Annotated in this window: 21 protein-coding genes and 2 pseudogenes; 7 read left to right on the plus strand and 16 right to left on the minus strand. The window is 63.5% G+C overall.

From position 1 onward, the window contains the following. Positions 1–348: 348 nt before the first annotated feature. Positions 349–2,334, plus strand: coding sequence for a S8 family peptidase (locus VGD45_RS22730; RefSeq protein ID WP_331157643.1), 1,986 nt, complete (start codon positions 349–351; stop codon positions 2,332–2,334). On the opposite strand, the gene gabT is transcribed toward VGD45_RS22730, so the two are convergent. The 13 genes and pseudogenes from gabT to gyrA form a co-directional block, all read right to left on the minus strand. Then, positions 2,284–3,594 carry a 4-aminobutyrate--2-oxoglutarate transaminase gene (gene gabT / locus VGD45_RS22735; RefSeq protein ID WP_331157644.1) on the minus strand — a complete coding sequence of 437 codons (1,311 nt, stop codon included), beginning with the start codon at positions 3,592–3,594 and terminating at the stop codon, positions 2,284–2,286. The two genes, VGD45_RS22730 and gabT, sit on opposite strands and share 51 nt — an antisense overlap. Positions 3,595–3,685: 91 nt before the next feature. Next, positions 3,686–4,591 (minus strand): UTP--glucose-1-phosphate uridylyltransferase GalU, encoded by a 906-nt coding sequence (galU, locus tag VGD45_RS22740; protein WP_331157645.1) that lies wholly within the window; start codon positions 4,589–4,591, stop codon positions 3,686–3,688. A gap of 124 nt (positions 4,592–4,715) precedes the next feature. After that, positions 4,716–5,006, minus strand: coding sequence for a helix-hairpin-helix domain-containing protein (locus tag VGD45_RS22745; RefSeq protein ID WP_331157646.1), 291 nt, complete (start codon positions 5,004–5,006; stop codon positions 4,716–4,718). A gap of 156 nt (positions 5,007–5,162) precedes the next feature. Next, positions 5,163–6,362, minus strand: a complete 1,200-nt coding sequence (locus VGD45_RS22750) for a tetratricopeptide repeat protein (RefSeq protein WP_331157647.1) — start codon at positions 6,360–6,362, stop codon at positions 5,163–5,165. Next, a complete protein-coding gene (locus VGD45_RS22755) occupies positions 6,352–6,642 on the minus strand; it encodes a hypothetical protein (RefSeq protein ID WP_331157648.1) in 291 nt (96 codons plus the stop codon). The genes VGD45_RS22750 and VGD45_RS22755 overlap by 11 nt, the downstream gene beginning before the upstream one ends. A gap of 31 nt (positions 6,643–6,673) precedes the next feature. Then, positions 6,674–7,024 carry an integration host factor subunit beta gene (locus VGD45_RS22760; RefSeq protein WP_331157649.1) on the minus strand — a complete coding sequence of 117 codons (351 nt, stop codon included), beginning with the start codon at positions 7,022–7,024 and terminating at the stop codon, positions 6,674–6,676. Between the two features lie 51 nt (positions 7,025–7,075). Beyond that, the gene (rpsA, locus tag VGD45_RS22765; RefSeq protein ID WP_331157650.1) at positions 7,076–8,752 is read right to left on the minus strand and encodes a 30S ribosomal protein S1; all 1,677 of its coding nucleotides are present in this window, start codon (positions 8,750–8,752) and stop codon (positions 7,076–7,078) included. Between the two features lie 145 nt (positions 8,753–8,897). Then, a complete protein-coding gene (cmk, locus tag VGD45_RS22770) occupies positions 8,898–9,584 on the minus strand; it encodes a (d)CMP kinase (RefSeq protein ID WP_331157651.1) in 687 nt (228 codons plus the stop codon). After that, a pseudogene (gene aroA / locus VGD45_RS22775) lies at positions 9,577–10,887 on the minus strand (3-phosphoshikimate 1-carboxyvinyltransferase); the annotation flags it as partial. The gene cmk and the pseudogene aroA, both read right to left, overlap by 8 nt. A gap of 49 nt (positions 10,888–10,936) precedes the next feature. Next, positions 10,937–12,127 (minus strand): prephenate dehydratase, encoded by a 1,191-nt coding sequence (gene pheA / locus VGD45_RS22780; RefSeq protein WP_331157653.1) that lies wholly within the window; start codon positions 12,125–12,127, stop codon positions 10,937–10,939. Positions 12,128–12,152: 25 nt separating this feature from the next. After that, positions 12,153–13,304, minus strand: coding sequence for a 3-phosphoglycerate dehydrogenase family protein (locus tag VGD45_RS22785; protein WP_349263340.1), 1,152 nt, complete (start codon positions 13,302–13,304; stop codon positions 12,153–12,155). A gap of 69 nt (positions 13,305–13,373) precedes the next feature. After that, on the minus strand, positions 13,374–14,453 hold the full coding sequence (gene serC, locus VGD45_RS22790; protein WP_331157655.1) for a 3-phosphoserine/phosphohydroxythreonine transaminase: 1,080 nt from the start codon (positions 14,451–14,453) through the stop codon (positions 13,374–13,376). Positions 14,454–14,470: 17 nt separating this feature from the next. Continuing rightward, on the minus strand, positions 14,471–17,161 hold the full coding sequence (gene gyrA, locus VGD45_RS22795; protein WP_331157656.1) for a DNA gyrase subunit A: 2,691 nt from the start codon (positions 17,159–17,161) through the stop codon (positions 14,471–14,473). A gap of 79 nt (positions 17,162–17,240) precedes the next feature. On the opposite strand from gyrA, the gene VGD45_RS22800 reads away from it, so the two are divergent. The 6 genes from VGD45_RS22800 to VGD45_RS22825 all read left to right on the plus strand — a co-directional run bounded on the left by VGD45_RS22800 (position 17,241) and on the right by VGD45_RS22825 (position 22,679). Continuing rightward, positions 17,241–18,530, plus strand: coding sequence for an amidohydrolase family protein (locus VGD45_RS22800; RefSeq protein ID WP_331157657.1), 1,290 nt, complete (start codon positions 17,241–17,243; stop codon positions 18,528–18,530). Then, entirely contained in the window at positions 18,527–19,237 is a 711-nt protein-coding gene (gene ubiG / locus VGD45_RS22805) for a bifunctional 2-polyprenyl-6-hydroxyphenol methylase/3-demethylubiquinol 3-O-methyltransferase UbiG (protein WP_331157658.1), read from the plus strand. Before VGD45_RS22800 ends, ubiG begins: the two co-directional genes overlap by 4 nt. A 22-nt stretch (positions 19,238–19,259) precedes the next feature. Further along, on the plus strand, positions 19,260–20,549 hold the full coding sequence (gene rmuC, locus VGD45_RS22810) for a DNA recombination protein RmuC (protein ID WP_331157659.1): 1,290 nt from the start codon (positions 19,260–19,262) through the stop codon (positions 20,547–20,549). An 8-nt stretch (positions 20,550–20,557) separates the two neighbouring features. After that, entirely contained in the window at positions 20,558–21,391 is an 834-nt protein-coding gene (locus VGD45_RS22815) for a squalene/phytoene synthase family protein (protein ID WP_331157660.1), read from the plus strand. A gap of 19 nt (positions 21,392–21,410) precedes the next feature. Beyond that, positions 21,411–22,160: a YciK family oxidoreductase gene (locus VGD45_RS22820; protein ID WP_331157661.1), complete on the plus strand. Its 750-nt coding sequence runs from the start codon at positions 21,411–21,413 to the stop codon at positions 22,158–22,160. A gap of 99 nt (positions 22,161–22,259) precedes the next feature. After that, positions 22,260–22,679 carry a glyoxalase/bleomycin resistance/extradiol dioxygenase family protein gene (locus VGD45_RS22825; protein WP_331157662.1) on the plus strand — a complete coding sequence of 140 codons (420 nt, stop codon included), beginning with the start codon at positions 22,260–22,262 and terminating at the stop codon, positions 22,677–22,679. 70 nt (positions 22,680–22,749) lie between these two features. Here the strand turns inward: VGD45_RS22825 and VGD45_RS22830 are convergent, their stop codons facing one another. From VGD45_RS22830 to VGD45_RS34195, 3 genes and pseudogenes are all read right to left on the minus strand, one after another. Continuing rightward, positions 22,750–23,601 carry a S4 domain-containing protein gene (locus tag VGD45_RS22830; protein WP_331157663.1) on the minus strand — a complete coding sequence of 284 codons (852 nt, stop codon included), beginning with the start codon at positions 23,599–23,601 and terminating at the stop codon, positions 22,750–22,752. Positions 23,602–23,643: 42 nt separating this feature from the next. Continuing rightward, positions 23,644–24,705 carry an SMC-Scp complex subunit ScpB gene (gene scpB / locus VGD45_RS22835; RefSeq protein ID WP_331157664.1) on the minus strand — a complete coding sequence of 354 codons (1,062 nt, stop codon included), beginning with the start codon at positions 24,703–24,705 and terminating at the stop codon, positions 23,644–23,646. A gap of 1,093 nt (positions 24,706–25,798) precedes the next feature. Beyond that, positions 25,799–26,555, minus strand: a pseudogene (locus VGD45_RS34195) (segregation and condensation protein A); the annotation flags it as partial. Positions 26,556–26,631: the final 76 nt, after the last annotated feature.

The following is a 26,631-nucleotide window of genomic DNA, read 5'->3' on the forward strand; positions in this document are numbered from 1 at the left end:
CGCCCGCACTTGCTCCTCCCTGCGATTGCTTGCGACTTGCCGCCATCCCGGAATGTTTCGCGCTGAGTATTGTTAAATTCGCGATGGATGCTACCGGCCCGGCGACGACGCTCGCAAGATGTTCGGCGTGCGCTACGTCACGGAATCCAGGACGTTTGTGAGGGCGAATGGGTGGATGACCGAATGGGATGACTGGAGCCGATTCGCGCGCCGCCTGCATTCGGATTTTTCGGACTGCGAAAGCGGCGCGAGCGGATCGCAAAACATTCATCGGCCGTACACAAAGCGCGTGCTTACCTTATGTTGAGGGGCGACGTAAACTCGTCGAGGGTCTGCAAGGAATCGCTAATGAAATTGCTCGTTGCCATCGTGCTGTCCGCCCTGGTCGCCGTCCCGGCGCTGGGACAGTCGCGGGAATACCAGGGTCCGCCGCGCTCGCCGCCGCCGGACACCACCGATCAGATCATCGTGAAGTGGCGCAGCAGCGCCAAGCAGACGCTGTCGGCCACCGCCTCTCAGCGCGCCAGCAAGCTCGCCAACAGCTCGGGCACGGCGATCCGGCACAAACGCCGCAGCACCCCGACCACTGAAGTCTTCAAGCTCGACCATCGCATGAGCGGCAGCGAGCTGCAGGCTGTACTGGATAGGCTCAATGCCGACCCGGACGTGGAGTTCGCGGTCGCCGACAAGCGCCGCCAGATCCAGCAGATTCCGTCCGACCCGCTGGTCACCAACCAGTGGTACTTGCTGAGCGCTCAACCTGCCGCCACTCGCACCGACCAGGCCTGGGACATCACGACCGGCAGCGCCGGCACTGTGGTGGCCGTGCTCGATACCGGCGTGCGTTTCGATCATCCCGATCTGGTAAGCAAGCTGATCCGTGAAGGTTACGATTTCGTGTCCGACCCGCTGAGGGCCAACGACATGGACGGCGGCTGGGATGAGGACGCCAGCGATCCTGGCGACTGGGTGAATCAAACCGATCGGAACAACGCCGTCTTCAGCGGTTGCACGGTCCGCTCGAGCTCGTGGCACGGCACGCGGGTGTCGGGGCTGATCGGCGCCGGCTCGAACGACGGCGTCGGTCTCGCTGGCGCTGCCTGGGGGGCTCGCATCCTGCCGGTGCGAGTGCTCGGCAAATGCGGCGGCGACGACTCGGACATCATCGACGGCATGCGCTGGGCCGCCGGCCTGCCGGTGGAAAACGTGCCGCCCAACATGAACCCGGCCAAGATCATCAACATGAGCCTGGGCGGCAACGACGAGTGCAGCGCCGCTTATCAGAGCGCCGTCGACGAAATCACCGCGGCCGGAACATTGATCGTGGCGTCGGTGGGCAACGACGGCCTGCCGGTCGGCACGCCCGCGAACTGCGCGGGTGTGCTGGGCGTCAGCGGTATTCGTCACGCGGGCACCAAGGTCGGCTACAGCAATCTCGGCCCCGGTGCGGATATCGCCGCGCCTGCCGGCAATTGCGTGAACGATGGCCCGCCCTTCAGCGAGGCTGCGCCCTGCGTGTACCACATCCAGGTGCCGCTCAATACCGGCACAACGGGTCCGGCCACCGATGGCAACATTCAGAGCGACGCCGTCAGCCGACCTAACTTCGGCACCAGCTTCTCCGCGCCGCTGGTGGCAGGCGCGGCGGCCTTGATGCACGACGTGAATCCGCGACTCACGCCGGCGGCGTTCACGACGTTGTTACAGGAATCGGCCATGCCCTTCCCCATGTCGAGCGCGACGACGACGGCGATCTGCCGCGTGCCGACGAATTTCGTACAGGGCGGCGAATGCATTTGCACTACCTTGACTTGCGGCGCCGGCATGCTCAACACGTTCGCCGCGGTGACCGCCGCGCAGAAACCTTTCGGCATCGTGCAATCGACCGGCACCTTCGATCCGAATGTCGCCGTGAACATCAGCGGCAGCAACAGCTTCGGCGCGCGGGATCGCACCATCGCTTCGTATCAGTGGAGTGTGCTCAACGTGACGGGCGCCACGCCGAACATCGTCGACACGGCGGCCGCGTCGACGACGTTGCAAGTGAATGGCAATAGTCGCTTCACCCTGCGACTGCGGGTGACGGACGATCAGGGCGCCACCGACGACACCGACTTCGCGATGGTGACCACCACGGCGCCCGAGCCGCAGCAGCCACCGCCGGCCACTACGCCGATCGGCACGGGCGACGGTGGCGGCGGTAACTTCGATTGGTGGTTGCTGTTCCTGGGCCTGTTGCCGCTGGCGCTTCCAGGCCCCCGCCGCCGTAAGGTGGCGAACAGCTCAGCCGGTCGCAGCCACCGGCGTCGTCGCCGCAATCACTTCCCGGAGTGACTTCTCGATGATGTCGAGGCCTTCGTTGACGATGGCATCGGAGGCCGTGAGCGGCACCAGCAGACGAATGACGTTGCCGTAGACGCCGCATGACAACAGCACCAGGCCATTGGCCGCCGCGCGCTGAACCAGCGCCTTCGCAAGATCCGCATCGGGTGCATGCGGATCGCGATTACGCACCAGCTCCATCGCGACCATCGCACCCAAGCCACGCACTTCACCAACGCAGCTGAACTCGGCCTGCAGCTTGCGCAGCCGCTGAGTGAGGATCTCACCGACCTTCACGGCACGCGCCGGCAGCTTTTCCTTTTCCATCACTTCGATCACGGCAAGCGCGGCCGCACAGCTCACCGCCGAGCCCGCGTACGTACCACCGAGGCCGCCGGTAATCGGCGCGTCCATGATCTGCTGTTTGCCGACCACGGCCGCGAGCGGGAAACCGCCGGCGAGGCTCTTCGCCATCGTCATCAGATCCGGCTCGACGCCGTAATGCTCGATAGCAAACATCTTGCCGGTGCGCGCGAAGCCGGTCTGGATTTCGTCGGCGATGAACACGATGCCGTGCTTGTCACAAAGCGCGCGCAGCGCCTTGAGGAACTCGGGAGGCGCGGCGTAGAAACCACCCTCGCCCAGCACCGGCTCGATGATGATGGCGGCGACGCGCGAAGGCTCGACGTCGGTTTTGAACAGCTGATCCAGCGCCGCGAGGCTGTCTTCAGTCGACACGCCGTGGTAAGTCACGGGATACGGCACGTGATAAACATCGCCAGGGAACGGACCGAAACCCACCTTGTATGGAGACACCTTGCCAGTGAGCGCCATCGCCATGTAGGTACGGCCATGGAAGCTGCCGCCGAAAGCGATCACCGCGGAGCGACCGGTGTGAGCACGCGCGATCTTGACGGCGTTCTCGACCGCTTCCGCGCCCGTGGTCACCAGCATGGTCTTCTTCGGCGTCGGGCCCGGCGCGATCGCGTTGAGCTTCTCGGCCAACTCCACCGCCACTCGATACGGCGTGATCATCACACAAGTATGTGTGAAGCCGGCGTCGAGCTGCTTCAGCACCGCAGCCTTCACATGTGGATGCAAGTGCCCGGTGTTCAACACCGCGATACCGCCGGCGAAATCGATGTAACGGCGCCCGTCGGCGTCCCAGACCTCGGCGTTCTGCCCCTTTTCGATGTAAACGGGCAGCATGGTGGACATGCCCTTGGTGAGCGCAGCGTTGCGCCTATTATGCAGGTCTGAGTTGGCTGACATGATTGGTCTCGAAAGAAACAGACTCGAAAGAGACGGATGAGTACGAAATGGCCGCGAGCCCGCCAAGGCCCGCGGCCAAGGAAGTTATAAACTAGCTCTTGGGCGCCAGCGTGGTCGTGGCGAGGTTGCGCAGATAATCGTGGAACTTGGTGCCGAGGCTTTCGTGCTTCAGGCCGTACTCCACCGTCGCCTGCAGATAACCGAGCTTGCTGCCGCAGTCGTAGCGCTTGCCCTCGAACTCGTACGCGTACACCGACTCTTCGCCGAGCAGATCGGCGATGGCGTCGGTCAACTGAATCTCGCCGCCCGCGCCGCGACCGGTGTTCTCGAGCTTGGCGAAAATCGTCGGCGACAGCAGATAACGTCCGACCACCGCCAGCGTCGACGGCGCATTCGACGGACGCGGCTTCTCGACGATCTGTTTGACGGTGCTGATGCGGCCTTCGCGCTCTTCGGTCGCGACGATGCCGTACTTGTCCGTTTCGGCGCGCGGCACTGTTTCCACGCCGAGCACACTACCGCCACGCTCCGCATGCACTTGAGCCATCTGCCGCAGACACGGCGTGGGCGCGTCGATCAAGTCGTCCGCGAGGTGCACGAAGAACGGCTCGTCGCCCACCACGGGCTTGGCGCACAACACGGCGTGGCCCAGACCCAACGGCGAGGGCTGACGGATATAGATACAGCTGGCCCACGAGGGCACGATGTCTTTCAACGCTTTGAGCAGATCCTTCTTGCCCTGCGCCTCCAATGCCTCCTCCAGCTCGTGATCCGAATCGAAGTGATCTTCGATGGCGCGCTTGGAGCTGCCGGTGATGAACACCAGCTTGCGCGCGCCGGCCGCGAGCGCCTCTTCGGCGGCGTATTGGATCAGCGGCTTGTCGACGATGGGCAACATCTCCTTGGGGCTGGCCTTGGTGGCCGGCAAAAAGCGCGTGCCGCGCCCCGCCACCGGAAACACCGCCGTCCTGATTTCTGTCGTCGATACTTTCGCCACTGCACATCTCCGCGTTAAGGCTTAAAAGGAGCGACGCCGATAATATCGCATGCCGATTACACCCAGGGGGGTGACAAGTGCCCAGTCGGTGGTGACCGGGCACGGTTGTCGGCGTTTAGCCCCATCAGCTGCCTTTGCGAGATTCGGCTGTCGCCGAATCCATACGGATGTTGGCGCGGTTTCGTTCCAGAGTTTTGGCGCCGATGCCTTTGATCTTGCGCAGCTCGTCGGCGCTCTTGAAGGCGCCGTTCTTTTCGCGGTAGGCGACGATGTCCTCCGCCTTGCTGAGCCCGATACCTTGCAGCTCCTTGGCGATGGTGGCGGCGTCGGCGCTGTTGATGTCCACCGGGCCGGCCCAGACCGTCACCGGCAGCAGACTGCAGATCAACAGTTGCATTGCGTATCGCATCGACATGATTCGCTCCTTGAATGCAGATGAATGAAGGTAGTTGAGTCGCGGATGCCCCTCGGCGTCCGTCGCGGGAGATTGTCGAGCGTGTCGCGCGGCCCGAAATGACCGATAACGGGGCAAAAGCCCAATTAATCGCTCACACAATGCTCACTGATTGAGCTAGCGACGGTGCATGCCCGGTGTGAGATCGAGCAAGGCGACGGGTGCGAAGGCGTCCCAGCTGCGGCAGCCGGGGCATTGCCAGAAATGTGAGGAGCTCGCGAAGCCGCAGTCCACGCAGCGATAGCGTTGTGTGCGGCGGAGGATTCGTCCCAGCGCGGTGGCCAACGCCGTACGTTGCTCGGCTGTGAGGTGCGCAGGATCGCCGCTGATGGCGGTGATGATTTCACCGAGCGTCGGGTCTTCACGCAGCAGGTCTGGCAAACATTCGCGTACGAACGGCTCTTGTTCCAAACCCGCGACGATGGCGGAGTATGCAAGCTCGGCGCGCGCCACTGGATCGGGCCGCATCCACGCGCGAAAGCGTCGCTCGATTTCGCTCGCGTCGGTGTCGCGCATTGCACGCATCACCCGTGGCAAGGCCAGCGTCAGCAGTTTTGGATGTAACTCCACCGCACGCTGGCACAACAACGCCGCGAGCTCCGGTTGATTCATATCGAGCGCGATATCGGCTCGAATTAGCGCGCCCCGCGGAAAGTTACGTTGCTCCTCACGCGCCAGGTGCAGCTGGTGCCGCGCGCCCTCGAAGTCGCCTTTGGCGCGCAGTTGCTCGGCAAGCTCGCAGTGATAGTGAGCGATAGCCGTGGGATGTTCCGGAGACGCCACCGCGACCAGCCGTCGATGCACGGCGATGGCCTGCTCCCAATCGCGCTGCTGCTCATAAATCCGTAACAAATAACGCAACGCCGGTACGTGCCGGCCGCCGCCGTCGGCGAGCTGCAGAAACAAACGTTCGGCGCGATCGAACAGCCCGGCGCGGAAGTAATCCTCGCCCAATGCAAACATGGCATGCACGCGATGCTCGTCGCTGAGCGATGGGCGCGCCATGATGTTTTCGTGAACGCGGATGGCGCGTTCCACTTCGCCGCGCCGGCGATACAAATTGCCCAGCGCGAAGTGCGTCTCGACCGTGTCGTTATCGACATCGACCATGCGCAGGAACACTTCCAGCGCCTTGTCCGGCTCTTCGTCGAGCAGGAAGCCCAGCCCCCGGAAATATTCTTCCGAGATTTTGCTGGAGACTTTGTTGCCCGCGGGCCCGGAACGGGGAGCGGAACGATAGCGGCCGAACAGCCAGCCGGCGGCTGCGGCGACGAACAGCGCGGCGATCAGCAATAAGGACGGCGGATCAGCCGGCATTTTCCCCGGTCGCCGCGGCGGCGCGCGCCTTCTGCTCGGCCAGCCGCAACGCGCGTCGCAAGCGGCCCCGCTCGTTGAGCAGTTCGGCCACCCAGTAGACACGCCAGATCAAGCCCGCCACCAGCCCGGCGACGAACGCCACCACCAGCGCCAGCCCGAGCGGCGTCGCGATCCGCAGGAACGCCAGCTCCACCTCGACGCGATCGAGATTCATGGCGCTGACGAACAACGCCACCAGCGCAGCCAATGCAACCGAGAAGAAAAAGACCACGCGGGACATAGGTCCCTAGTCTAACAACTGGAGATGAAAATTAGTCCCGGATCGGGCTATCCGCCCCATCGTTGACGCGCTCGCGCAGATCCTTGCCGGGTTTGAAGTGCGGCACGTATTTGCCAGACAGCGCGACGGTCTCGCCGGTCTTGGGATTGCGGCCCTGACGCGGCGGACGGAAATGCAGGGAGAAGCTGCCGAAGCCACGGATCTCGATGCGGCCGCCTTGCGCGAGCGCATCGCTCATGATTTCCAGCACCTGCTTCACCGCCAGCTCCACGTCCTTGGCTGGCAAATGTTTCTGCTTGGCTGCAATGAGCTCGATGAGTTCCGATTTGGTCATGCTCGGGCCCGTTGTTGTTCTTCCACGGAACCTGCCTTTGAGCGACAAGCACGGCGGTGAAGGTCCACCGCCGTGCCGCTGAGTGTCGCTCGGAACAGGTTAGTTGTCCTGGCTTCCGATGTGCTCCTTCAGCAGATCGCCAAGGCTCGTGCCACTGGAGGTCTCGCCAGTGCGGTAGTTGGACACCGCCTCGGCTTCCTCGTGGATTTCCTTCGCCTTGATCGACAGAGCAATCGTCCGGCTCTTGCGATCGACGTTGGTGAAGCGGGCTTCCACTTCCTGGTCGACCTTCAGCACCGTACGAGCGTCTTCCACGCGGTCACGCGACAGCTCGGAAGCGCGCAGGTGGCCTTCCACGCCGCCGCCCAGGTCGATGATCGCGCCCTTGGCGTCGACTTCACGCACCGTGCCTTTGACGATCGTGCCCTTCGGATGCTCGGCGATCCAGGTCGAGAACGGGTCCTTCGCCAGCTGCTTGATGCCCAGCGAAATACGCTCGCGCTCCGGATCGATCGACAGCACCATGGCTTCGACCTGCTGACCCTTCTGATAATTGCGCACCGCCTCTTCGCCCGGGATATCCCAGGAGATATCGGACAGGTGCACCAGACCGTCGATGCCGCCCGACAGACCGATGAAGATACCGAAATCGGTGATCGACTTGATCTGACCGCTGACCTTGTCGCCACGGTTGTAGTTGTCGCCGAAGTCCTTCCACGGGTTCGACTGACACTGCTTGATGCCGAGGCTGATACGACGACGCTCCTCGTCGATGTCCAGCACCATGACTTCCACTTCCTGGCCGATGTGCACGACCTTGGAAGGATTCACGTTCTTGTTGGTCCAGTCCATTTCGGACACGTGCACCAGACCTTCCACGCCCTCTTCGATTTCCACGAAGCAGCCGTAGTCGGCGATGTTGGTGACCTTGCCGAACAAGCGCGTGCCGGTCGGATAGCGGCGGCCGATGGCCTGCCACGGATCGTTGCCGAGCTGCTTGATGCCGAGGCTGACGCGCTGACGCTCGCGATCGAACTTCAGGATGCGCACGTCGATCTCGTCACCCACGGTGACGACTTCCGACGGATGCTTGACGCGCTTCCACGCCATGTCGGTGATGTGCAGCAGGCCGTCGATGCCGCCGAGGTCCACGAACGCACCGTAATCGGTGAGGTTCTTGACCGTGCCCTTGACCACCGCGCCTTCCTGCAGCTTCTCGAGCAGCTCGGAACGCTCGGCGCTGTACTCCTGCTCGACCACGGCGCGGCGCGAGACCACGACGTTGTTGCGCTTCTGGTCCAGCTTGATGACCTTGAATTCGAGGGTCTTGCCTTCGAGGTACGAGGGATCGCGCACCGGACGCACATCGACCAGCGAGCCGGGCAGGAACGCGCGGACGAAGTCGATCTCGACGGTGAAGCCGCCCTTGACGCGGCCGTTGATGATGCCCTTGACGATCTCCTGCTTCTCGAACGCCTGCTCGAGACGCGACCAGGTGCGGGCGCGCTTGGCTTTTTCGCGCGACAGGCGCGTTTCGCCATTGCCGTCTTCGACGCTGTCGAGGGCCACCTCGACGTCGTCGCCGACGCTAACTTCGATTTCGCCACGGTCGTTCTTGAATTGCTCGACCGGAATCACCGCCTCGCTCTTCAGGCCGGCGTTGACGAGCACCACGTCGGGCCCGACTTCCACCACTCGGCCGGTGAGGATGGCGCCTGGCTTGATCCGTTGGGAGGCCAGACTTTCTTCGAACAGTTGCGCAAAACTTTCGGTCATGAGTATTTCCAGGGCCACGATGAGCCCGCGTGTTTATCCTGTCGGCATCCGGTCCGAGCAGGGGTTGTTGCATCGAGCCGCGCATCCGGCGCGGTACCAAGAAATCAAGACAGAAACACTTTCAGCTTAGATCAGCCCACATTCATCAGATGTGGCCGAAGCGCGCGGCGGCCAGCTCCAGAACTCTGGCCAGGACGGCGTCAATCGTCATCGAGGTGGAGTCCACGATCAGCGCGTCATCCGCAGGCTTTAGCGGGGCGATCGGGCGGCTTGCGTCGCGTCGGTCACGCTCGGCGATGTCCAGCGAAAGGGCGGCGAGGTTAGCATCCAGACCCTTGTCTTTCAACTGGTTATAGCGGCGACGGGCGCGCTCTTCGGCGCTCGCCGTGAGGTAGATCTTGAGGGCGGCGGAGGGAAAAACCACGGTGCCCATGTCCCGGCCGTCGGCCACCAGCCCGGGCGGCTTGGCAAATGCACGCTGGCGCTCTAATAGGGCCGCACGGACGCCCGGCATGGCCCCCACTCGGGAGGCGCCCTCGCCGGCCTGCTCGGTCCGGATAGCCTGGCTGACCTCCTGGCCTTCCAGCCAGATCTGCTCGCCCCCGTCCGGGGCCAGGCCAAATCTGACATCCAGCTGCTCGGCGACGCGTTCGTGCGCAGCCTGGTCGTCCCGCCCGAGCCCCCGACGCTGCCCCGCGAAAGCGACCAATCGGTACAAAGCACCGCTATCGAGCAGGTGCCAGCCCAGCTGATCGGCGACCCGGCGGGCGATGGTGCCCTTGCCCGAGCCGCTGGGGCCGTCGATGGTCAGAATCGGAACGCTATCAGTCATGCACGACGACTTTCAGCCCGGCGGACGCGGCCGTACCCGGGAAATCGGGGAACGAGGTGGCCACGTTGGCCACATCGAGAATCTTGATCGGCGCGGCCGCGCGCAGGCTGGCCACCGAGAACGACATGGCGATTCGATGATCGCCATGGCTGTCGACGGTGCCACCCGAGAATACTTTGCCTTCCGGACGGCCTTGAATGCGGATGCCGTCGGGCAGGACTTCGCAAGTCACGCCCATGGCCTTCAAACCCTCGGCCATCACAGCGATGCGATCGCTCTCTTTCACACGCAGCTCTTCCGCGCCGGTGACGATGGTCTCGCCCTGCGCGCAGGCGGCGGCCACGAACAGCACGGGGAATTCATCGATGGCCAGCGGCACCAGATGTTCCGGCACATGAATGCCTTTCAATTGCGCCGGACGCACTTCGATATCGGCGACCGGCTCGGCGCCCGCGGAGCGGTGATTCACTACGCGCAGATCCGCGCCCATCAACGCCAGGATGTCCAGCAAGCCGGTGCGCGTCGGATTGACGCCGACGCCGGTGATGGTCAGCACCGCATCCTTTTTGGGATTGATCGAGCCCGCAACCATGAAGAACGCCGACGAGGAGAAATCTCCAGGCACTTCCAGAGTGCACGCTTTGAGCTTGGTGGGCGGCGTCAAGGATACTTCGCCGTGAGCCGCGTCGACCTGGCAGCCAAAGGTCAGCAGCATGCGCTCGGTGTGATCGCGCGTGATCGCAGGTTCGATCACAGTCGTCGGCGTGTTTGCATATAACCCGGCGAGCAGCACGGCGGATTTCACTTGCGCGCTGGCCACCGGCAGTTCGTAACGAATGCCCTTCAACGTCGGGCCGCCTTTGATTTTCACCGGCGGCTTGCCGTCGAGCGTCTCGATGCGCGCGCCCATCTCACGCAGCGGCTTGGCCGCGCGCTCCATCGGTCGCTTCATCAGCGACGAGTCGCCGATCAGCTCGCTGTCGAACGACTGGCCCGACAACAGGCCGGTCATCAAACGCATCGCCGTGCCCGAGTTGCCCATGTCCAGTGCATGATTCGCCGGCTTCAAGCCGCGCATGCCGACGCCATGCACGCGCACTGCCTGCGGCCCGATCTGCTCGATGCGCACGCCCAGCGCGCGCATGGCTTTCATGGTCGACAGGCAGTCTTCGCTTTCCAGAAACCCGCTCACCTCGGTCACGCCGTCGGCGATGCTCCCGAGCATGAGCGAGCGATGAGAGACGGACTTATCGCCCGGTACGCGGACCGCGCCGGAGACGCCAGAAACGGGCTCGACTATGTAATGGGACATCGAATTCTTACGAGGGGGTTGCCAGTGTGGGTAGGTTAACTCACAGCACCGCGGCCGGATACGAGCCGAGCACGCGGAACAGCGTCGATGCCTGTTTCAGCTCTTCCAGCGCCGTCTGCAACGGCGGCTGTTCGGCGTGACCGACCACGTCGATGAAGAACACATAGTCCCACTTGCGCTTGCGCGACGGCCGTGACTCGATGCGCGTCATGGTGATGTTGTTGGCGGCCAGCGGGCCGAGCAGCCGATGCAAGGCGCCGGGCGATTGCGTATCGCCGGCCGAGACCAGCAGCGTCGTCTTGTCTTGACCGCTGGCGCTGAACAGCTTGCGACCGATCACCAGGAAGCGTGTGGTGTTGTCCGCCGTGTCCTCGATCTCAGGGACGAGCACGCTCAGCCCGTAAACTTCGGCGGCGGCCTCGCCGGCAATCGCGGCGGTCCCCTCTTCGTCACGTGCGCGACGCGCTGCTTCGGCATTGCTGGTCACCGGCACGCGCTCGATGTTCGGCAAATGCTCATCCAGCCACTGACGACACTGCGCCAGCGACTGCGGATGCGAGCACACGCGCGCGATCTTCTGCAGGCCTTTCATCTTGCCCATCAGGTGTTGGCGGATGCGCAGCTCGATCTCGCCGCAGATCTTGAGCGGCGAGTTCAGAAACATATCCAGCGTGTGATTGACCGTGCCTTCGGTGGAGTTCTCGATGGGCACCACGCCGAAGTCGGCGTGCCCGGCCTGCACTTCCTCGAACACTTCGCTGATGGCCGGCAGCGGCAACGCCCGCACCGAGTGGCCGAAGTGCTTCAGCACGGCTTGCTGAGAGAACGTGCCTTCGGGTCCCAGGAACGCGATCTTCAGCGGCTCCTGCTGCGCCAGGCAGGCGGACATGATTTCTCGGAACAGGCGCACGATTTCGTCGTTGCGCAGCGGTCCGTTGTTACGCTCGATGGCCTTGCGCAATACCTGAGCTTCGCGCTCGGGCTTGTAGAAGTCCGCGGTGCTCAGTCCCTCGCCGCGCTTGGAAAGACCCACTTGCTGGGCCCAGCGTGCCCTTTCGTTCAACAGCTCGTGGATGCGCTGATCGATGTCGTCGATCTGCTCGCGAATCGAGCTCAGCTGCGGGCTCGCCGGCACCGGGGCCAGTTTGGGAGCGGCGGGCGCCTTTTTCTGCTTGCCGGGAGCGGGGGACTTGCCAGCTTTGGCCCGTCTTAATTTGGAATGTTGTTTCATCCCGCCATTTTGCCAGCGTCACCGGCTATAACGCACGTACGTTCAGCACACCCTCGATTTTCCGGATCTGCTCCAGCACCGGGGCCGGCACGCTGCCGTCGATGTCGATCAGCGTGTAGGCCAGCCCGCCCCGCGACTTGTTCAACAGGTCGGCGATGTTGAGGTTGGCGGCGGCCAGCGCGGTGGAGATCTGTCCGACCATGTTCGGCACGTTTTCGTTGGCGATGGATAGCCGGGTCGCATTGAGCGTCCGCGGCAGCACGGCCTCCGGGAAATTGACCGAATGGCGGATGTTGCCGTTCTCCAGGAAATCCTTGAGGGTGTCGGCGACCATGATGGCGCAGTTTTCCTCGGCCTCGCCGGTCGATGCACCGAGATGCGGCAGCGCCACGACCTTTGGATGGTGCTTCAGCAGGTTGGTCGGGAAGTCGCAGATATAAGCACCGAGCTTGCCCGCCTCGAGAGACTCCAGGATCGCCGGCTCATCGACGATGCCGGCGCGCGAAAAGTTGAGCACGACGCCCTTCTCTTTCAGCAGCCGCAACCGCGCGGCATTGACGAAGCCACGTGTCTGTTCCAGCAACGGCACGTGCACGGTCACCATATCGCAGCGTGAGAACAGATCGTCCAGCGACAACGCCTGCTCCACGCCGGAGGACAGCTGCCATGCTCGCTGCACTGTAATTTGGGGATCGAACCCCAGCACGCGCATGCCGAGCAGATGCGCCGCGTTCGCTACTTCGACGCCCACCGCACCCAGGCCGATGACACCCAGCGTGCGCCCCGGCAGCTCATAGCCGACAAACTTCTTCTTGCCCTGCTCGACCGCGACATCGATCTCTTCGTCCGAGCCCTTGAGCGTGCGCGCGTAGTCCCAGGCCTGACAGATGTTGCGGGCGGCGAGAAACAAACCGGCGATGACGAGCTCTTTTACAGCGTTCGCATTCGCGCCCGGCGCGTTGAACACCGGCACGCCGAGCTTGGAGAGACGAGCGACGGGAATATTGTTGGTGCCGGCGCCGGCCCGGCCGACGGCGATCACGCTGGAAGGAATGTCGAGAGAGTGCATGTCCGCCGAGCGGACCAGCACGGCGTCGGGATTACTCAGCGCGGAGGCCACTTCATATCGATCCCGTGGCAGACGTTCGAGTCCGCGCACGGAGATGTTATTCAGCATCAGGATCCGATAAGCCACATCGCTCCCCTCGACGCTTCTGACCAGTCCTTGGTCAATTAGAGTGCCCGTTTAAGCGTGCTTGCGCTCGAATTCCTTCATGAAGTTCACGAGCGCTTCGACGCCCGCCAACGGCATGGCGTTATAGATACTGGCGCGCATGCCACCGACCGAGCGATGGCCTTCCAACGTCACCAGCCCCGCGTCCTTCGCTTCGGCGGTGAAGGTCTTGTCCAGCTCCGGCCGCGCCAGCGTGAAAGGAATATTCATCCACGACCGCGCATCCTTCGCCACCGGGTTCTTATAGAACGACGAGCTGTCGATGGTCGCGTACAGCAACTCCGCCTTGCGACGATTGATCTCGGCCATGCCCTTCAAGCCGCCCTGACGTTTCAGCCACTGGAACACGAGACCCGCCATGTACCAGGCGTAAGTCGGCGGCGTGTTGAGCATCGAGCCTTCCTTCGCCATGGCGCCGTAGTCCATGAACGCAGGGGTGCCCGGACGTGCGTGACCGAGCAGGTCTTCTCGCACTATCACCAGCGTGAGCCCGGCCGGGCCGACGTTCTTCTGTGCGCCACCGTAGATCACACCGAACTTGGAAACGTCGATAGGCCGCGACAGCAGGGTCGAAGACATATCGGCAACCAGCGGCACGCCGCTTTTCAGCTCGGGCACGAAATGAAACTCGACGCCGCCGATGGTTTCGTTCGGCGTGTAGTGCAGATACGCGGCGTTGTCGTTGACCTTCCAGCTCGACAGCCCGGGGATCGAGGTGTACGGCTCGCCGGCGTCGGCGGCGACATTCACTTTCGCGTAGTGCTTGGCCTCGCCAATCGCCTTCTTCGACCAGGCGCCCGTGTTCACGTAGTCCACGACGCTGTCGGGCTTGGACAGGTTCATCGGCACGGCCGCGAACTGCCCGAACGCGCCGCCTTGCAGGAACAGTACCTTGTAGTTCTTCGGCACCGACAGCAGCTCGCGCAGATCCGCCTCGGCTTGCTCGGCGATCGAAATGAACGCCTTGCCCCGATGGCTCATTTCCATGACCGACATGCCGGTGCCGCGCCAGTCGAGCAGCTCCTCGCGCGCCTGCTCGAGCACTTCCTGTGGCAACACGGCCGGACCGGGAGAGAAATTGAAAACTCTCATGTCGGAAACCTGTTCAGTTACTCGGCGGCTCCGCCGCCATCGTTACCTTCGGATGGGCCGTCAGAAGGGCCTTCGCCAGCGCCTTCGGATCCTTCGCCAACGTCTGCACCCTCGCCGCCCTCAGCACCCGCTTCTCCAGCAGCGCCGTCGGAAGCGATGCGCTCCAGGCCGACCAGGCGATCGCCTTCATCGACGCGAATCAGGCGCACACCTTGAGTGTTACGGCCTTGCACGGAGATTTCGTTGACCTGGGTGCGCACCAGCGTGCCGCCGGAGCTGATCAGCATGATCTCGTCTTCCGGCTTGACCAGCAGCGCGCCCACCATCCGACCATTTCGCTCGCTGATTTGCAATGCGATCACGCCCTGGCCGCCGCGACCGTGCACTGGGAAGTCCTCGATGGCGGTGCGTTTGCCGTAGCCATTCTCGGACGCGGTGAGCACCATGCCCTGCTCGTCGACGATGATGAGCGAGATGACCTCTTCCTTGGTGGGCACCACTCCGTCCGCGGGAGCAGGCGGTTCCGGCAAGCGAATGCCTCGAACACCGGCGGCTGTGCGCCCCATCGGACGCACGTCGTTCTCGTCGAAGCGGATGGCCTTGCCGCCGCTCGAGCACAGGATGATCTGTTTGGTGCCGTCGGTGATGTCGACGCCGACCAGGCGATCGCCCTGCTCCAGCTCGATGGCGATGATGCCGGCCTGGCGCGGGCGCGAGAACGCTTCGAGCGACGTCTTTTTCACCGTGCCCGCCGCGGTCACCATGAACACGAACTTGTTCGTTTCGAATTCGTGGATGGGCAGCACGGCGTTGATGCGCTCGCCTTCCTGCAGCGGCAGGAGATTCACGATCGGCTTGCCGCGCGAGCCACGGCTCGCCTGCGGCAGCTGATACACCTTCAACCAATACATCTTGCCGGTGCTGGAGAAGCACAGCAGCGTGTCGTGGGTATTGGCGATGAACAGCTTGTCGACGAAGTCCTCGTCCTTCATCGCCGTCGCCGCCTTGCCTCGGCCGCCGCGACGCTGCGCCCGATATTCCGTCACGGGCTGCGCTTTCGCGTAACCGCCGTGCGACAGTGTGACCACCACGTCCTGCTGTTCGATCAGATCTTCGATGGTCAGATCGGAATGATCCTGGACGATTTGCGTGCGACGCGGATCGGCGTACTTGGCCTTGATCTCTTCCAGCTCGGCGCGGATCACCTGCAGCAGCCGCTCCGGGCGCGCCAGGATGTCGCTCAGATCTTTGATCTGCTCCAGCAGCTCCTGGAACTCGGCGATGATCTTGTCCTGCTCGAGACCGGTCAGGCGGTGCAGCCGCATGTCCAGAATGGCCTGCGCCTGCGCATCCGACAGCCGGTAGCCGCCTTCGACCAGACCGAACTCGATCGACAGCCCTTCGAGGCGCGCGTTCACGCCGCCGGCCCGTTCCAACATTGCGGGCACGGCGCCCGACGTCCACAGCCGGCCCATCAACGCGACCTTCGCTTCGGCCGCGTTCGGCGAGGAGCGGATCAGGGCGATGACTTCGTCGATATTGGCCAGCGCGACCGCGAGGCCTTCCAAAATGTGCGCACGCTCGCGCGCCTTGCGCAGGTCGAAAATCGTGCGACGAGTGACGACTTCGCGGCGATGACGCACGAAGGCTTCGAGCATCTCCTTCAGGTTGAACAGCTTGGGCTGTCCGTCCTGCAAGGCGACCATGTTCATGCCGAACACCGTTTCCATCGGCGTGTGCTTGAACAGCTTGTTGAGCACGATGTCGGCCACCTCGCCGCGCTTGAGCTCGATGACCACGCGCATGCCGTCCTTATCGGACTCATCGCGCAAGCCGTCGGAAGCGATGCCGTCGATGATCTTCTCGCGCACCAGCTCGGCGATGCGCTCGAGCAGACGCGCCTTGTTCACCTGGTACGGCAGCTCGGTGATGATGATGGCTTGCCGACCTTTGTCGTCTTCTTCGATCTCGGTGCGGGCGCGGACATAGACGCGGCCGCGGCCGGTCAGATACGCCTGGGCGATTTCCGCTGAGCCGTTGATGATGCCGGCGGTCGGAAAATCCGGGCCCGGCACGAGCTGCATCAGGGCGGCGATGGAGACGTTGGGATCGTCGATGAGCGCGATACACGCGCTGATCACTTCGCCCAGGTTGTGCGGCGGGATGTTGGTGGCCATGCCGACCGCGATGCCGGCCGAGCCGTTCACCAGCAGGTTCGGCACGCGCGTCGGCAGCACGACCGGCTCTTGTTCCTTGCCGTCGTAGTTGTCGACGAAATCCACGGTCTCGCGGTCGATGTCGGCGAGCAGCTCGCTCGCCAGCGCGGTCATGCGGCACTCGGTGTAGCGGTAGGCCGCCGGCGGATCGCCGTCCACCGAGCCGAAGTTGCCCTGGCCGTCGACCAGCTGGTAGCGCATCGAGAAGTTCTGCGCCATGCGCACCAGCGCGTCGTAAGCCGACGTGTCGCCGTGCGGGTGATATTTACCGAGCACGTCACCGACCACGCGCGCGCACTTCACATACGGGCGGGAGTAGACGTTATTGCTCTCATGCATCGCGAACAGGATGCGACGATGGACCGGCTTCAAGCCGTCGCGCACGTCGGGCAGAGCGCGCCCGACGATGACGCTCATCGCATAGTCGAGATACGACTGACGCATCTCGTCTTCTAGGTTGACGTGCAGAATTTCGCGCGCGATTTCAGCCATGCGGAGCTCGACAGAGGAAGTGCCGAATCTTATCACATCGTGCGTCCAAAACAGGGCGCTCCGTTATACTTCCGGCCGCATGGAACCTATCGACACGCTGCTCTCGGCCCGCTGGATCATTCCGATCGAACCGGCGGGCTCGGTGCTGGAAGCACACTCGCTGGCGATTCACCAGGGACGCATCGTCGCGGTGCTGCCCACGGCCGAGGCAAAACAGCGTTTTTCGGCCCGGGAAGAGATCGAGCGGCCGGCGCACGTGCTGCTGCCGGGCTTTGTGAACGCGCACACCCACGCCGCCAGCAGCCTGTTGCACGGGGCCGTCGGCGCCAGCTCCTTCGAGCAATGGGCGCACGGCATCCGACTGCTGCAGCAACGCTGGGTCGATGCTGAATATGTCCGCGACGGCACGGAGCTGGCGATCGCCGCTGCGTTGTCGAGCGGCACGACATGTTTTGCCGACCAGCACCTGTTCCCCGAAGTCGTCGCGCAAACCGCCGCCGACGCACGCATGCGCGTCTGCGTCGGCCTGCCCGTACAGGACGCGCCGTCGGTGTGGGCCGGCTCGGCCAGCGAATGCCTGGCCAAGGGATTGCAGCTGCGGGACGAGTATCGCGACGATCCCTTGATCACCACGGTGCTCGCGCCGGTCGAGCCTGCGTTGCTCGGCGATGAAACGCTGGAGCGAGTGCGCCGGCTCGCTGACGAGCTGGAACTGGCGATCTGCATGCACGTGAACGAAAGCCGTGGCAGCGCGCCCTCGCTCGAGCGGCTGGAGCAACTCGGCTTGCTGTCGCCCCTGCTTGCCGCCGTCCACATGGTCAAACTCGATTCCGCCGATGTGGAGCGCGTCGCCGCCGCCGGCGCAAGCGTCGTGCACTGCCCGCAATCCAACCTCAAGCTCGGCAGCGGTCTGTGCCCCGTGCCTTTATTCAAGGATCGCGGTGTAAACGTTGCCCTGGGCAGCGGCGGCGTCAGTAACAACGATCTGCTCGCCGAGCTGCGCAGCGCCGCTCTGATCGCGAACAGCATGTTTCCCAACGCCACGCCGGTCGACGCGCACGAGTGGCTTCAAACAGCGACACTGAACGGCGCGCGCGCCCTGGGTCTGGCCGAGTCCATCGGCTCGCTGACGCCAGGCAAGTGGGCGGACATCTGTTGCATCGACCTCGGTCGTCCCAATACCCAGCCCACGTATGACCCGGCCGTGCAGATCGTGTTTGCCGCGTCGCGCGAGCAAGTCTGCGATGTCTGGGTCGCCGGTCGCATGCTGGTGCGTGATCGCGAGCTGACGCATCTGGACACGACCGCGGTGTTGAAGCGCGCCGAGCTATGGCGAGAGAGAATCGCTGCCGAGATTAAAGAGTCATGAACGCAACTGCCTCCAATCACGATCCCGCCGAGATCGCCCGCTTCGACGACATCGCGCAGCGTTGGTGGGATCCCCGCGGCGAGTTTCGTCCGCTGCACGAACTGAATCCGGTGCGCCTCGCCTACATCGACGAGGGCGCTTCATTGCGCGGCAAGCGTGTGCTCGACGTCGGTTGTGGCGGCGGCATTCTCAGTGAAGCGATGGCAAAGCGTGGCGCACAGGTCACGGGCATCGATCTCGCGCCTCAAACCATCGAAGTCGCCGAGTTGCATGCGCTCGAGAGCCAGCTCACGATTCGTTACATGCGCGAGTCGGCCGAAACTCACGCCTCTCATTCGCCGGGCGCTTACGATGTGGTCACCTGCATGGAAATGCTGGAGCACGTGCCCGAGCCCGCCAGCGTGCTGCGCGCTCTGCATGATCTCGTGCGTCCGGGCGGCGACATCTTCGTCTCCACGCTGAACCGCAACTTGAAGGCTTATTTGCTGGCCGTTGTGGGCGCGGAATACGTGCTGAATCTCCTGCCCCGCGGCACGCACAGCTACGAGCGCTTCATCAAGCCTTCCGAGCTGAGCCGCTGGGCGCGCGGCGCGCAGCTGAGCGTCGTGGATATCGCCGGGTTGGCTTACGATCCGTTACAACACACCGCCCGACGCACCAGCGACGTGAGCGTGAATTACATGATGCATCTAAAAAGAGACTCCTGAGTTGGTAGGTACTTCGATTTGGTTGGTCGTATCTGCCGCGCTGGTTGTGGGCGCGACGCTTGGCGCGTTGATCAGCAGTCTTCGCGCTCGTCAGCGTGCGCAGTCATTGCATGTCGAGCTCGCCGTGCTGAAGGCTCAGCTCAAAGGCGAGGAACAGCTGGAGCAGGAGCGGCAGGCGGCGCTCGAACGCTCGATGGAGCAGCTCAAGTCGTCCTTCGACAGCATTGCCAACAAGTCGCTGCACTCGAACAGCGACTTGTTTCTGAAGCTGGCGCGTGAGCATCTCACTCAGCATCAGCAATACGCCGTCTCTGCGCTCACGGCACGTGAGAAAGCCATCGAGACCATGCTCACTCCGATCCGCGAGGCCCTCGGCAAGACCGAGCAGCAGATCCTGCGCATTGAAAAAGAGCGCGCCGAGACCTTCGGCAGTTTGAAGTCGTCGCTCGAGTCGGTGGCGCTCGGTCAGCAGGCGCTACAAAAAGAAACCCGCACGCTGGTGAACGCGCTGCGTCGGCCCGAGGTGCGCGGCCAGTGGGGTGAAATGACCCTGCGCCGCCTCGCCGAGCTGGCCGGCATGGTCGAGCACTGCGACTTCAAGGAACAGGTCCATGTGCGCGTCGAGGACGGCAATCTCCGCCCCGACATGATCGTGCACATGCCCGATGGCCGAGACTTGGTGGTCGATGTGAAGACGCCGCTCGATGCTTATCTCGAAGCCGTCGATGCGGCCACCGACGAGCAGCGCGCTTTGGCGATGCGTCGCCACGCCAACGCGATTGCCGAACGCGTCAAGCAGCTGGGCGCGAAGAGTTACTGGAGTCAGTTCGAGCGCAGCCCGGACTTCGTGATTCTGTTTATTCCCGGCGATCAGTTCCTGTCCGCGGCGCTGGCCGAGCAACCCAACCTGCTGGAAGACGCCATTCGCCAGGACGTGATCATCGCGACGCCGTCGAGCTTCGTCGCCCTGCTCAAGGCAGTGGCCTACGGCTGGCGACAGATGGCGCTCGCGCAAAACGCCGAGACCATTCGCACGCTGGCGGAGGATCTCTACAAACGGTTGGCCGTGTTCACGACGCACCTGAGCAAGCTCGGCCGCAATCTTGGCAACAGCGTCGATCATTTCAACGCCGCCATCGGTTCGCTCGAACGCCAGGTGCTGCCCGGCGCGCGCAAGTTCACCGAGCTGGGCGTCCGGCCCGATCGTGAAATGGAAACGCTAGAGCCCATCGACAAGCTCGCCCGCGAGCCGGCGGACACTGGCCAGCTGCCGCTGCCGGGCACCGCCGACAAGGGCCCGCAGACCAACTGATCAGACCCATGTCGGCCATCGATAACGAACTTGTGAATCGCACGGCCCCGCCGGGCTCGATGCGCTACTTCTCGCTGCTGTATTCGCCGGAGGAGCGCCGCGAGGTCGTGCTCGCTTTATATGCAATCGAGACGGAGATTCGTGAGTCGGCGAAAAGCGCAAGTCACGATGTGGCGCACACGCGCTTGACGTGGTGGCGCGCCGAGACCGATCGGCTCGTCAACGGCAATCCCCAACATCCGGCGACGCGCTTGTTGCACGAACGCACGTCGAGTCACCGCAGTGTGTTCGCAAAGCTTCACGAAGTGCTCGCCGCCGCCGACATGGACCTGGCGCGCATGACGTTCACGAATCAGCAGGAGTTGCGCGCGTACTGCTCTCGTAGCGGCGGCGCCATTCAAGAGTTGGTCGCTTCTCAGTTAGTCGCCCCGGACGCGTTGGATGAAACGGCCCGGGCCGCGGCCAACAAGCTTGGCGTCGGCATTCGAATGACAGAAGTGGTGCGCGACCTGCGCCAGGATGCTTACGACGGTAATGTTTATTTGCCGCTCGACCTGCTGGATAAGCACGAGCTGAAAACGGACCATCTGCGCGCACGGGAAGTCGATCCGAAGTTGAAGGACGCGCTTCGCACCGTTCGCAGCAGCGCCATCGCCGAGCTGGATCTGCCGCCTCGTGGCGTGCACACGGAGCATCTACGCCCGGTGTATGTCCTGGCCGCCCTGCACCGCAAGCTGCTCGACCGCATCGCTGCCCGCAACTACGATGTCGCCACCGAACGCATCGACCTCGGTCCGCTGCAAAAGCCGTGGACTGCCTGGCTCGCGGCGCGCAAAGCATAAGCACCGGAATCTCCCCAACATGACCGACCCTCGCAGCTATCAGCCTTCCAAGGACGCACTCAAAGATCGCGTCATCCTCCTCACCGGCGCGAGCGACGGCATCGGCAAGGCAGTGGCGATCGCGGCTGCTGCGCACGGCGCGCAGGTCGTGCTGCACGGTCGAAACGTTCGCAAGTTGGAAGGCGTTTATGACGCCATCGTCGCTGCTGGCGGCCCGCGCCCTTCCATCCTGCCGCTGGATTTCGAGAAGGCCGGCCCGGAGGAATATGAAAAGCTGGTGGCCGCGCTCGATCAGGAATTCGGCCGGCTCGACGGCCTGCTCCACAACGCTTCGATGTTGGGCGAGCGCGCGCCCATCGAACATCACGACGTCGCGAAGTGGATGCGCACCATGCACGTCAACGTGAACGCGCCCTTCATTCTTACGCGCAGTTGTCTGCCGCTGCTGAAGCGCTCGCCCGATCCGGTGATTCTGTTTACTTCGAGCGGCGTGGTTTCCAACCCGCGTGCGTTCTGGGGCTCGTACCTCGTCTCCAAGTGGGCCAGCGACGGGCTCATGCACATGCTCGCGCAGGAACTGGAGAATCAGCCCGCCATGCGGGTCAACAGCATCAACCCCGGCAAGGTGAAGACCAACATGCGCCTGCAGGCCTATCCGGCCGAAGATCGCAGCACCCTGCCCGAGCCCGAGGCCGTCGTTCCGGCGTATCTTTATTTGCTCGGGCCGGACAGCCGTGGGGTGCAGGGCCAGACCGTCAACGCCCAATAGTTCGAAGATTTTTGTCGGGGCGTGTCGGGTCCGGCACGCCTGGCTCGTCCTAGCAGCGAACGACGCTGATTTGGCACAGACAACTCTCAGGAGCCGACGATGAGCGCAGCACAGAACGACGCTTCCTACCCCAACCCCGAAGTCAAAGGCGGGCTGGTCCCCTATCTGCAGGTCGACGGCGCCAGCAAGGCGTCGGATTTCTACGCCAAGGCGTTTGGCGCCACGGAAGTGTTTCGTTATCCGGTGGATGAACAGGGCCGCACCATGCACATCCATCTGTACGTGAACGGCTCTTCGCTCATGCTGAGCGATCCTTATCCCGATCACGGTCACCCGCTCGAAAAGCCGCAGGCGTTCAACCTCACGCTGCAGGTCAAGGACATCGACAGGTGGTGGCAGCGCGCGGTCGACGCGGGCGCGACGATCGTGTTGCCGTTGCAGGATATGTTCTGGGGCGCGCGCTATGGCCAGCTGCGCGATCCGTTCGGCGTCTTGTGGTCGATGAACGAGCCGAAGTGATTCTCTTTTTGTCGAAAGCTGCCGAGGCCCTTTCGACTTTTTCGGTCGAAAGCGGCCAAGGCCCTTTCGACTATCGCTTCTTCGGCTTCCTGCGCCGATCCGGCGGCGGCCGGCGGCGCGGCCGCTGCTGACGGGCGGCGGCTTCGGGCTTGGGCGGCGGGGTCGGCAATGCGAGATCGACGCTCGCATACAACGCGGCTACGTCGCCCTCCGACAACTCTCGATGCTTGCCGCGAGGCAGATCTCGCGGCAGCTCGAAATCGCCGAACTTCACCTGAATCACGCGACTGACTTTCAAGCCGCGGCTGTCGAACAGCGCGCGAACGGCTGCACGACGATGTGCGCGATGTGACTCCACGCGGAACCAACGATTCGTGCCCTCGCCGCCCGCGGGCTCGATGCTTTCGAACTCGATGGTTTCGTTGTCGTACTGAACTACGCGAGGAATGGATTCGACGTCGTAGTCGGGCGTGGGCACGAGCACGCGTGCGACGTACGCCGATGGCGTCGTTTCCGCCCGGCGGCGCAAGGCGTCGGCCAATCGTCCATCGCTCGTCAGTAATAACAATCCGCTGTCGCCGGCCTGCATGGTGTTCACGACCAGCCAGCGCGAGCCACGCAATGACGGCAGCGATTCCATCACCGATTTGCCGGCCACTTCGCCATCTTCTTCCGTGGCTGTGGGCGTGATCGGCTGGCCTTGCGGCTTGTGATAAAGGATAACTTTAGGGGCCGCGAAGACCTGCAGCCGCGCGCTCACGTCCTTGCCGTCGATGCTGACGCGATCGCCCGGGTTGTAACGATCGCCCGGCTGCGCCGGCTGATTGTTCAGCTTGACGCGGCCTTCCAGCATCCATTTCTCGATCTCGCGACGCGAGCCGAGGCCATGCTGGGCCAGAAGTTTGTGGAGGCGTTCGGACATGATGGAGGCGCCGCGGCTGAGACTCGCGGCGCCGTTGGTTGATTAGCTTTCGCTCGGCGGTTCGCCGATGCGGGCGCGGTCCTGTTGGTCGTCTTCGTCGTCGTCGTCGGAGGCCACCATCGGTGGCGACGCGTCGGAGTCTTCGTCGCCGTCGTCGGCGTCGGCTGAGAGCTCGTTCTCGTCGTCGGCGTCGTCGATGTCGCCCTCTGCGTCACCGTCATCGTCGTCGGGGTCATCAGAGTCGCCGTCGTCGGCGTCGGCCGATAGTTCGGTCTCGTCGTTCGACTCGTCGCTGTCGTCGTCTTCAGCGTCGTTGTCGGCGTCTGCTTCGCTTTCTGCTTCAGCCTCGGCGAGGATTTGCTCCTCCGATTCCGATGCCAACTCGCCTTCGGCGTCGCTCGGTGCTTCGCTCGATTCGGCGGCTTCGGTGCTGGCGACGGTTTCTTCCGAAGTCGCGGCGGCTTCGACGCCGTCCGTGCCCTCGGCAGCTTCGGCGGTTGTCTCGCCCTCGGCACCCTCGCCGCCTTCCGGCGACTGGGCCTGGTCGGCCGGCAGTTCCAATTGCACGCCGATGGTTTCGACGTCCTTCAGCTCGGCCAGCGTGGGCAGCTGATCCAGGCTCTTCAAGCCGAAGTAATCCAGGAACTCACGTGTCGTGCCCAGCAATTCCGGACGGCCCGGGACTTCGCGATGACCGACAGTGCGAATCCAGTTGCGCTCCTGCAGGGTGCGCATGATCGTCGAGCTGATCGACACGCCGCGGATCTCTTCGATCTCGCTGCGAGTGATGGGCTGGCGGTACGCGATGAGCGCCAATGTTTCCAACAGCGCACGCGAGTACTTGGCCGGACGTTCCGACCACAGGCGCGACACGACTTCGGCGGCTCGCGGACGCACCTGAATGCGCCAGCCGCTCGCCACTTCGACCAGCTCGATGCCGCGAGACTCGTAGTCGACCATCAGCATGCCGAGCGCGGTCTGTAACGTCTCGGGCGTGGGGCGCTCGCGTTCCTCGAACAGGTCCAGCAGTTGCTGCGTGGTGACCGGCTTACCGGCCGCCAGCAGCGTCGCTTCGATGATGTGCTTGAGATCTTGTTCGTTCATCTCGATGGTTCCGCGTCCGAATTGTCGGCCTCGCTGGAGGACCCGGTCACTGTGTCGTCGTCGACGGACAGCTCGGTCGTCTCCACCGCCACCGCGTCCTCGACCAGGACGTTGGTCGTTTCCACTGCAGCCACGTCCTCTGCGGCGACTTCAATCGTCTCCAGCGTCGGCCCTTCCTCGGCCACAACGTCAACCTGCTCTTCAGGCTGCGCATCCTCGGCCGCAACCTCGATCGTCTCCAACGCGGGCGCTACCTCAGCTTCGGCAGCAACCGCTTCCAACGGCTGTGCATCCTCGATCACCACGTCGGTCGCCGCTAAGTCGTCAGATACGACCCCCTCGTCAGCGATCTCTGCCGTCTCGTCGATTCGAGCAACGAACTCTTCCGTCGTCTCGACCGTCTCGTCGGCGACGATCTCGTCGCCAACTTGCGCGGTCTCCGCCAGTGCGACGCTTTCCTCGCTCGCCGGCTCGGGCACGATGTGCTCTTCGATCACGTGCTCGGGAACGACGTGTTCCTCGATCTCGTGCTCCTCGACCACGTGCTCTTTGACGACGTGCGATTCGTCCGCTGCGATGACTTCATCAGCAGCGACAACTTCGGCCGCGCTCTCTGCGACGGCTTCGACTACGTCGACAGGAGCAAGCGGATCCGCGTCGAGGCTGTCTTCAGCGCCTGCGTCTTCGAAGGCGACAACGCCTTCGGCAATCGGTTGTTCCTCAACGACCGGCTCTTCGAGAATCGCCGACGCTTCGATCTGCGCAGCTTCCTCAGTAGCGATGGTATCGACCGCACTCTCAGTCGACGCGAGCGCCTCCGACACAGCGGCATCGACAAAGCCAGACTCGCTCGCCGGGTTGTCAGACTCGACGCTGTCGACAGCAATCGAAGAAGCAGCAGCGACATCCGCAACCGCCGCCTGAACAGCGATGGCGGCTTCATCCGCGGCCGGCTCGTCATCCTCGTCAGGAATATCGTTCTCACCGGCCAGCTCGGGCTGCGCGAGCGCGGCCGCATTCTCGGCGTCAGCTTGATCGGCGAGATCCGCGGCGGCGCCACCCTGAACGACTTTCAAATGACGCTGAGCCGTGCGCACATGAATCGGCGCATACGCCTCAGCTTGCACGATTTCGATCAAGCCTTCCTTCATCAACTCCAGAATGGCGATGAACGTCACAGTGACGCCCATGCGCCCTTCCTCGACCTTGAACAGTTGCGAGAACTCGAAGAACGCAACCGTCTGCAATCGCGACAGGATTTCCGTCATGCGCTCACGCTGCGACAGCCGCTCGCGCGAGATGTGGTGGTGCGCGAACTTCTCCGCCCGCGACAGCACGTCGCGGAAGGCATCGAGCATTTCTTTCAGCGTGACGTCCGGAGGACGAGTGACGACCTTGCGCTCCTCGAGCTCGGCCGACGCAGTCATCGTGTCTCGCTCCAGGCGAGTCAGACGATCGATGTCTTCGGCCGCCTTCTTGAAGCGCTCGTACTCCTGCAGACGACGCACCAGCTCGGCGCGCGGATCCTCTTCTTCCTGGCCTTCAGCCGTCGGGGGCCGCGGCAACAGCATGCGCGACTTGATCTCCGCCAGCATCGCGGCCATCAGCAGATATTCGCCGGCGAGCTCCAGCTGCATCTCCGCCATCACTTCGATGTACTGCATGTACTGACGAGTGATCTCGGCGATCGGAATATTCAGGATGTCGAGGTTCTGCTTGCGGATCAGGTACAGCAGCAGATCGAGCGGACCTTCGAACGCGGTCAGGAACACCTGCAACGCATCCGGCGGGATATACAAATCCCGCGGCAGCTGCGTCATCGGCTCGCCTTCCACCACGGCGAACGGCATTTCGCTCTGCTGAGGCGGCAGCTCGATGCTCAGGTCCTCGTCCTGCAGCTGCGAGCCGGTGTCTTCCACCAGCTTC

Origin of the sequence: Steroidobacter sp., assembly GCF_036402275.1 — a bacterium.
Classification (GTDB): domain Bacteria; phylum Pseudomonadota; class Gammaproteobacteria; order Steroidobacterales; family Steroidobacteraceae; genus Steroidobacter.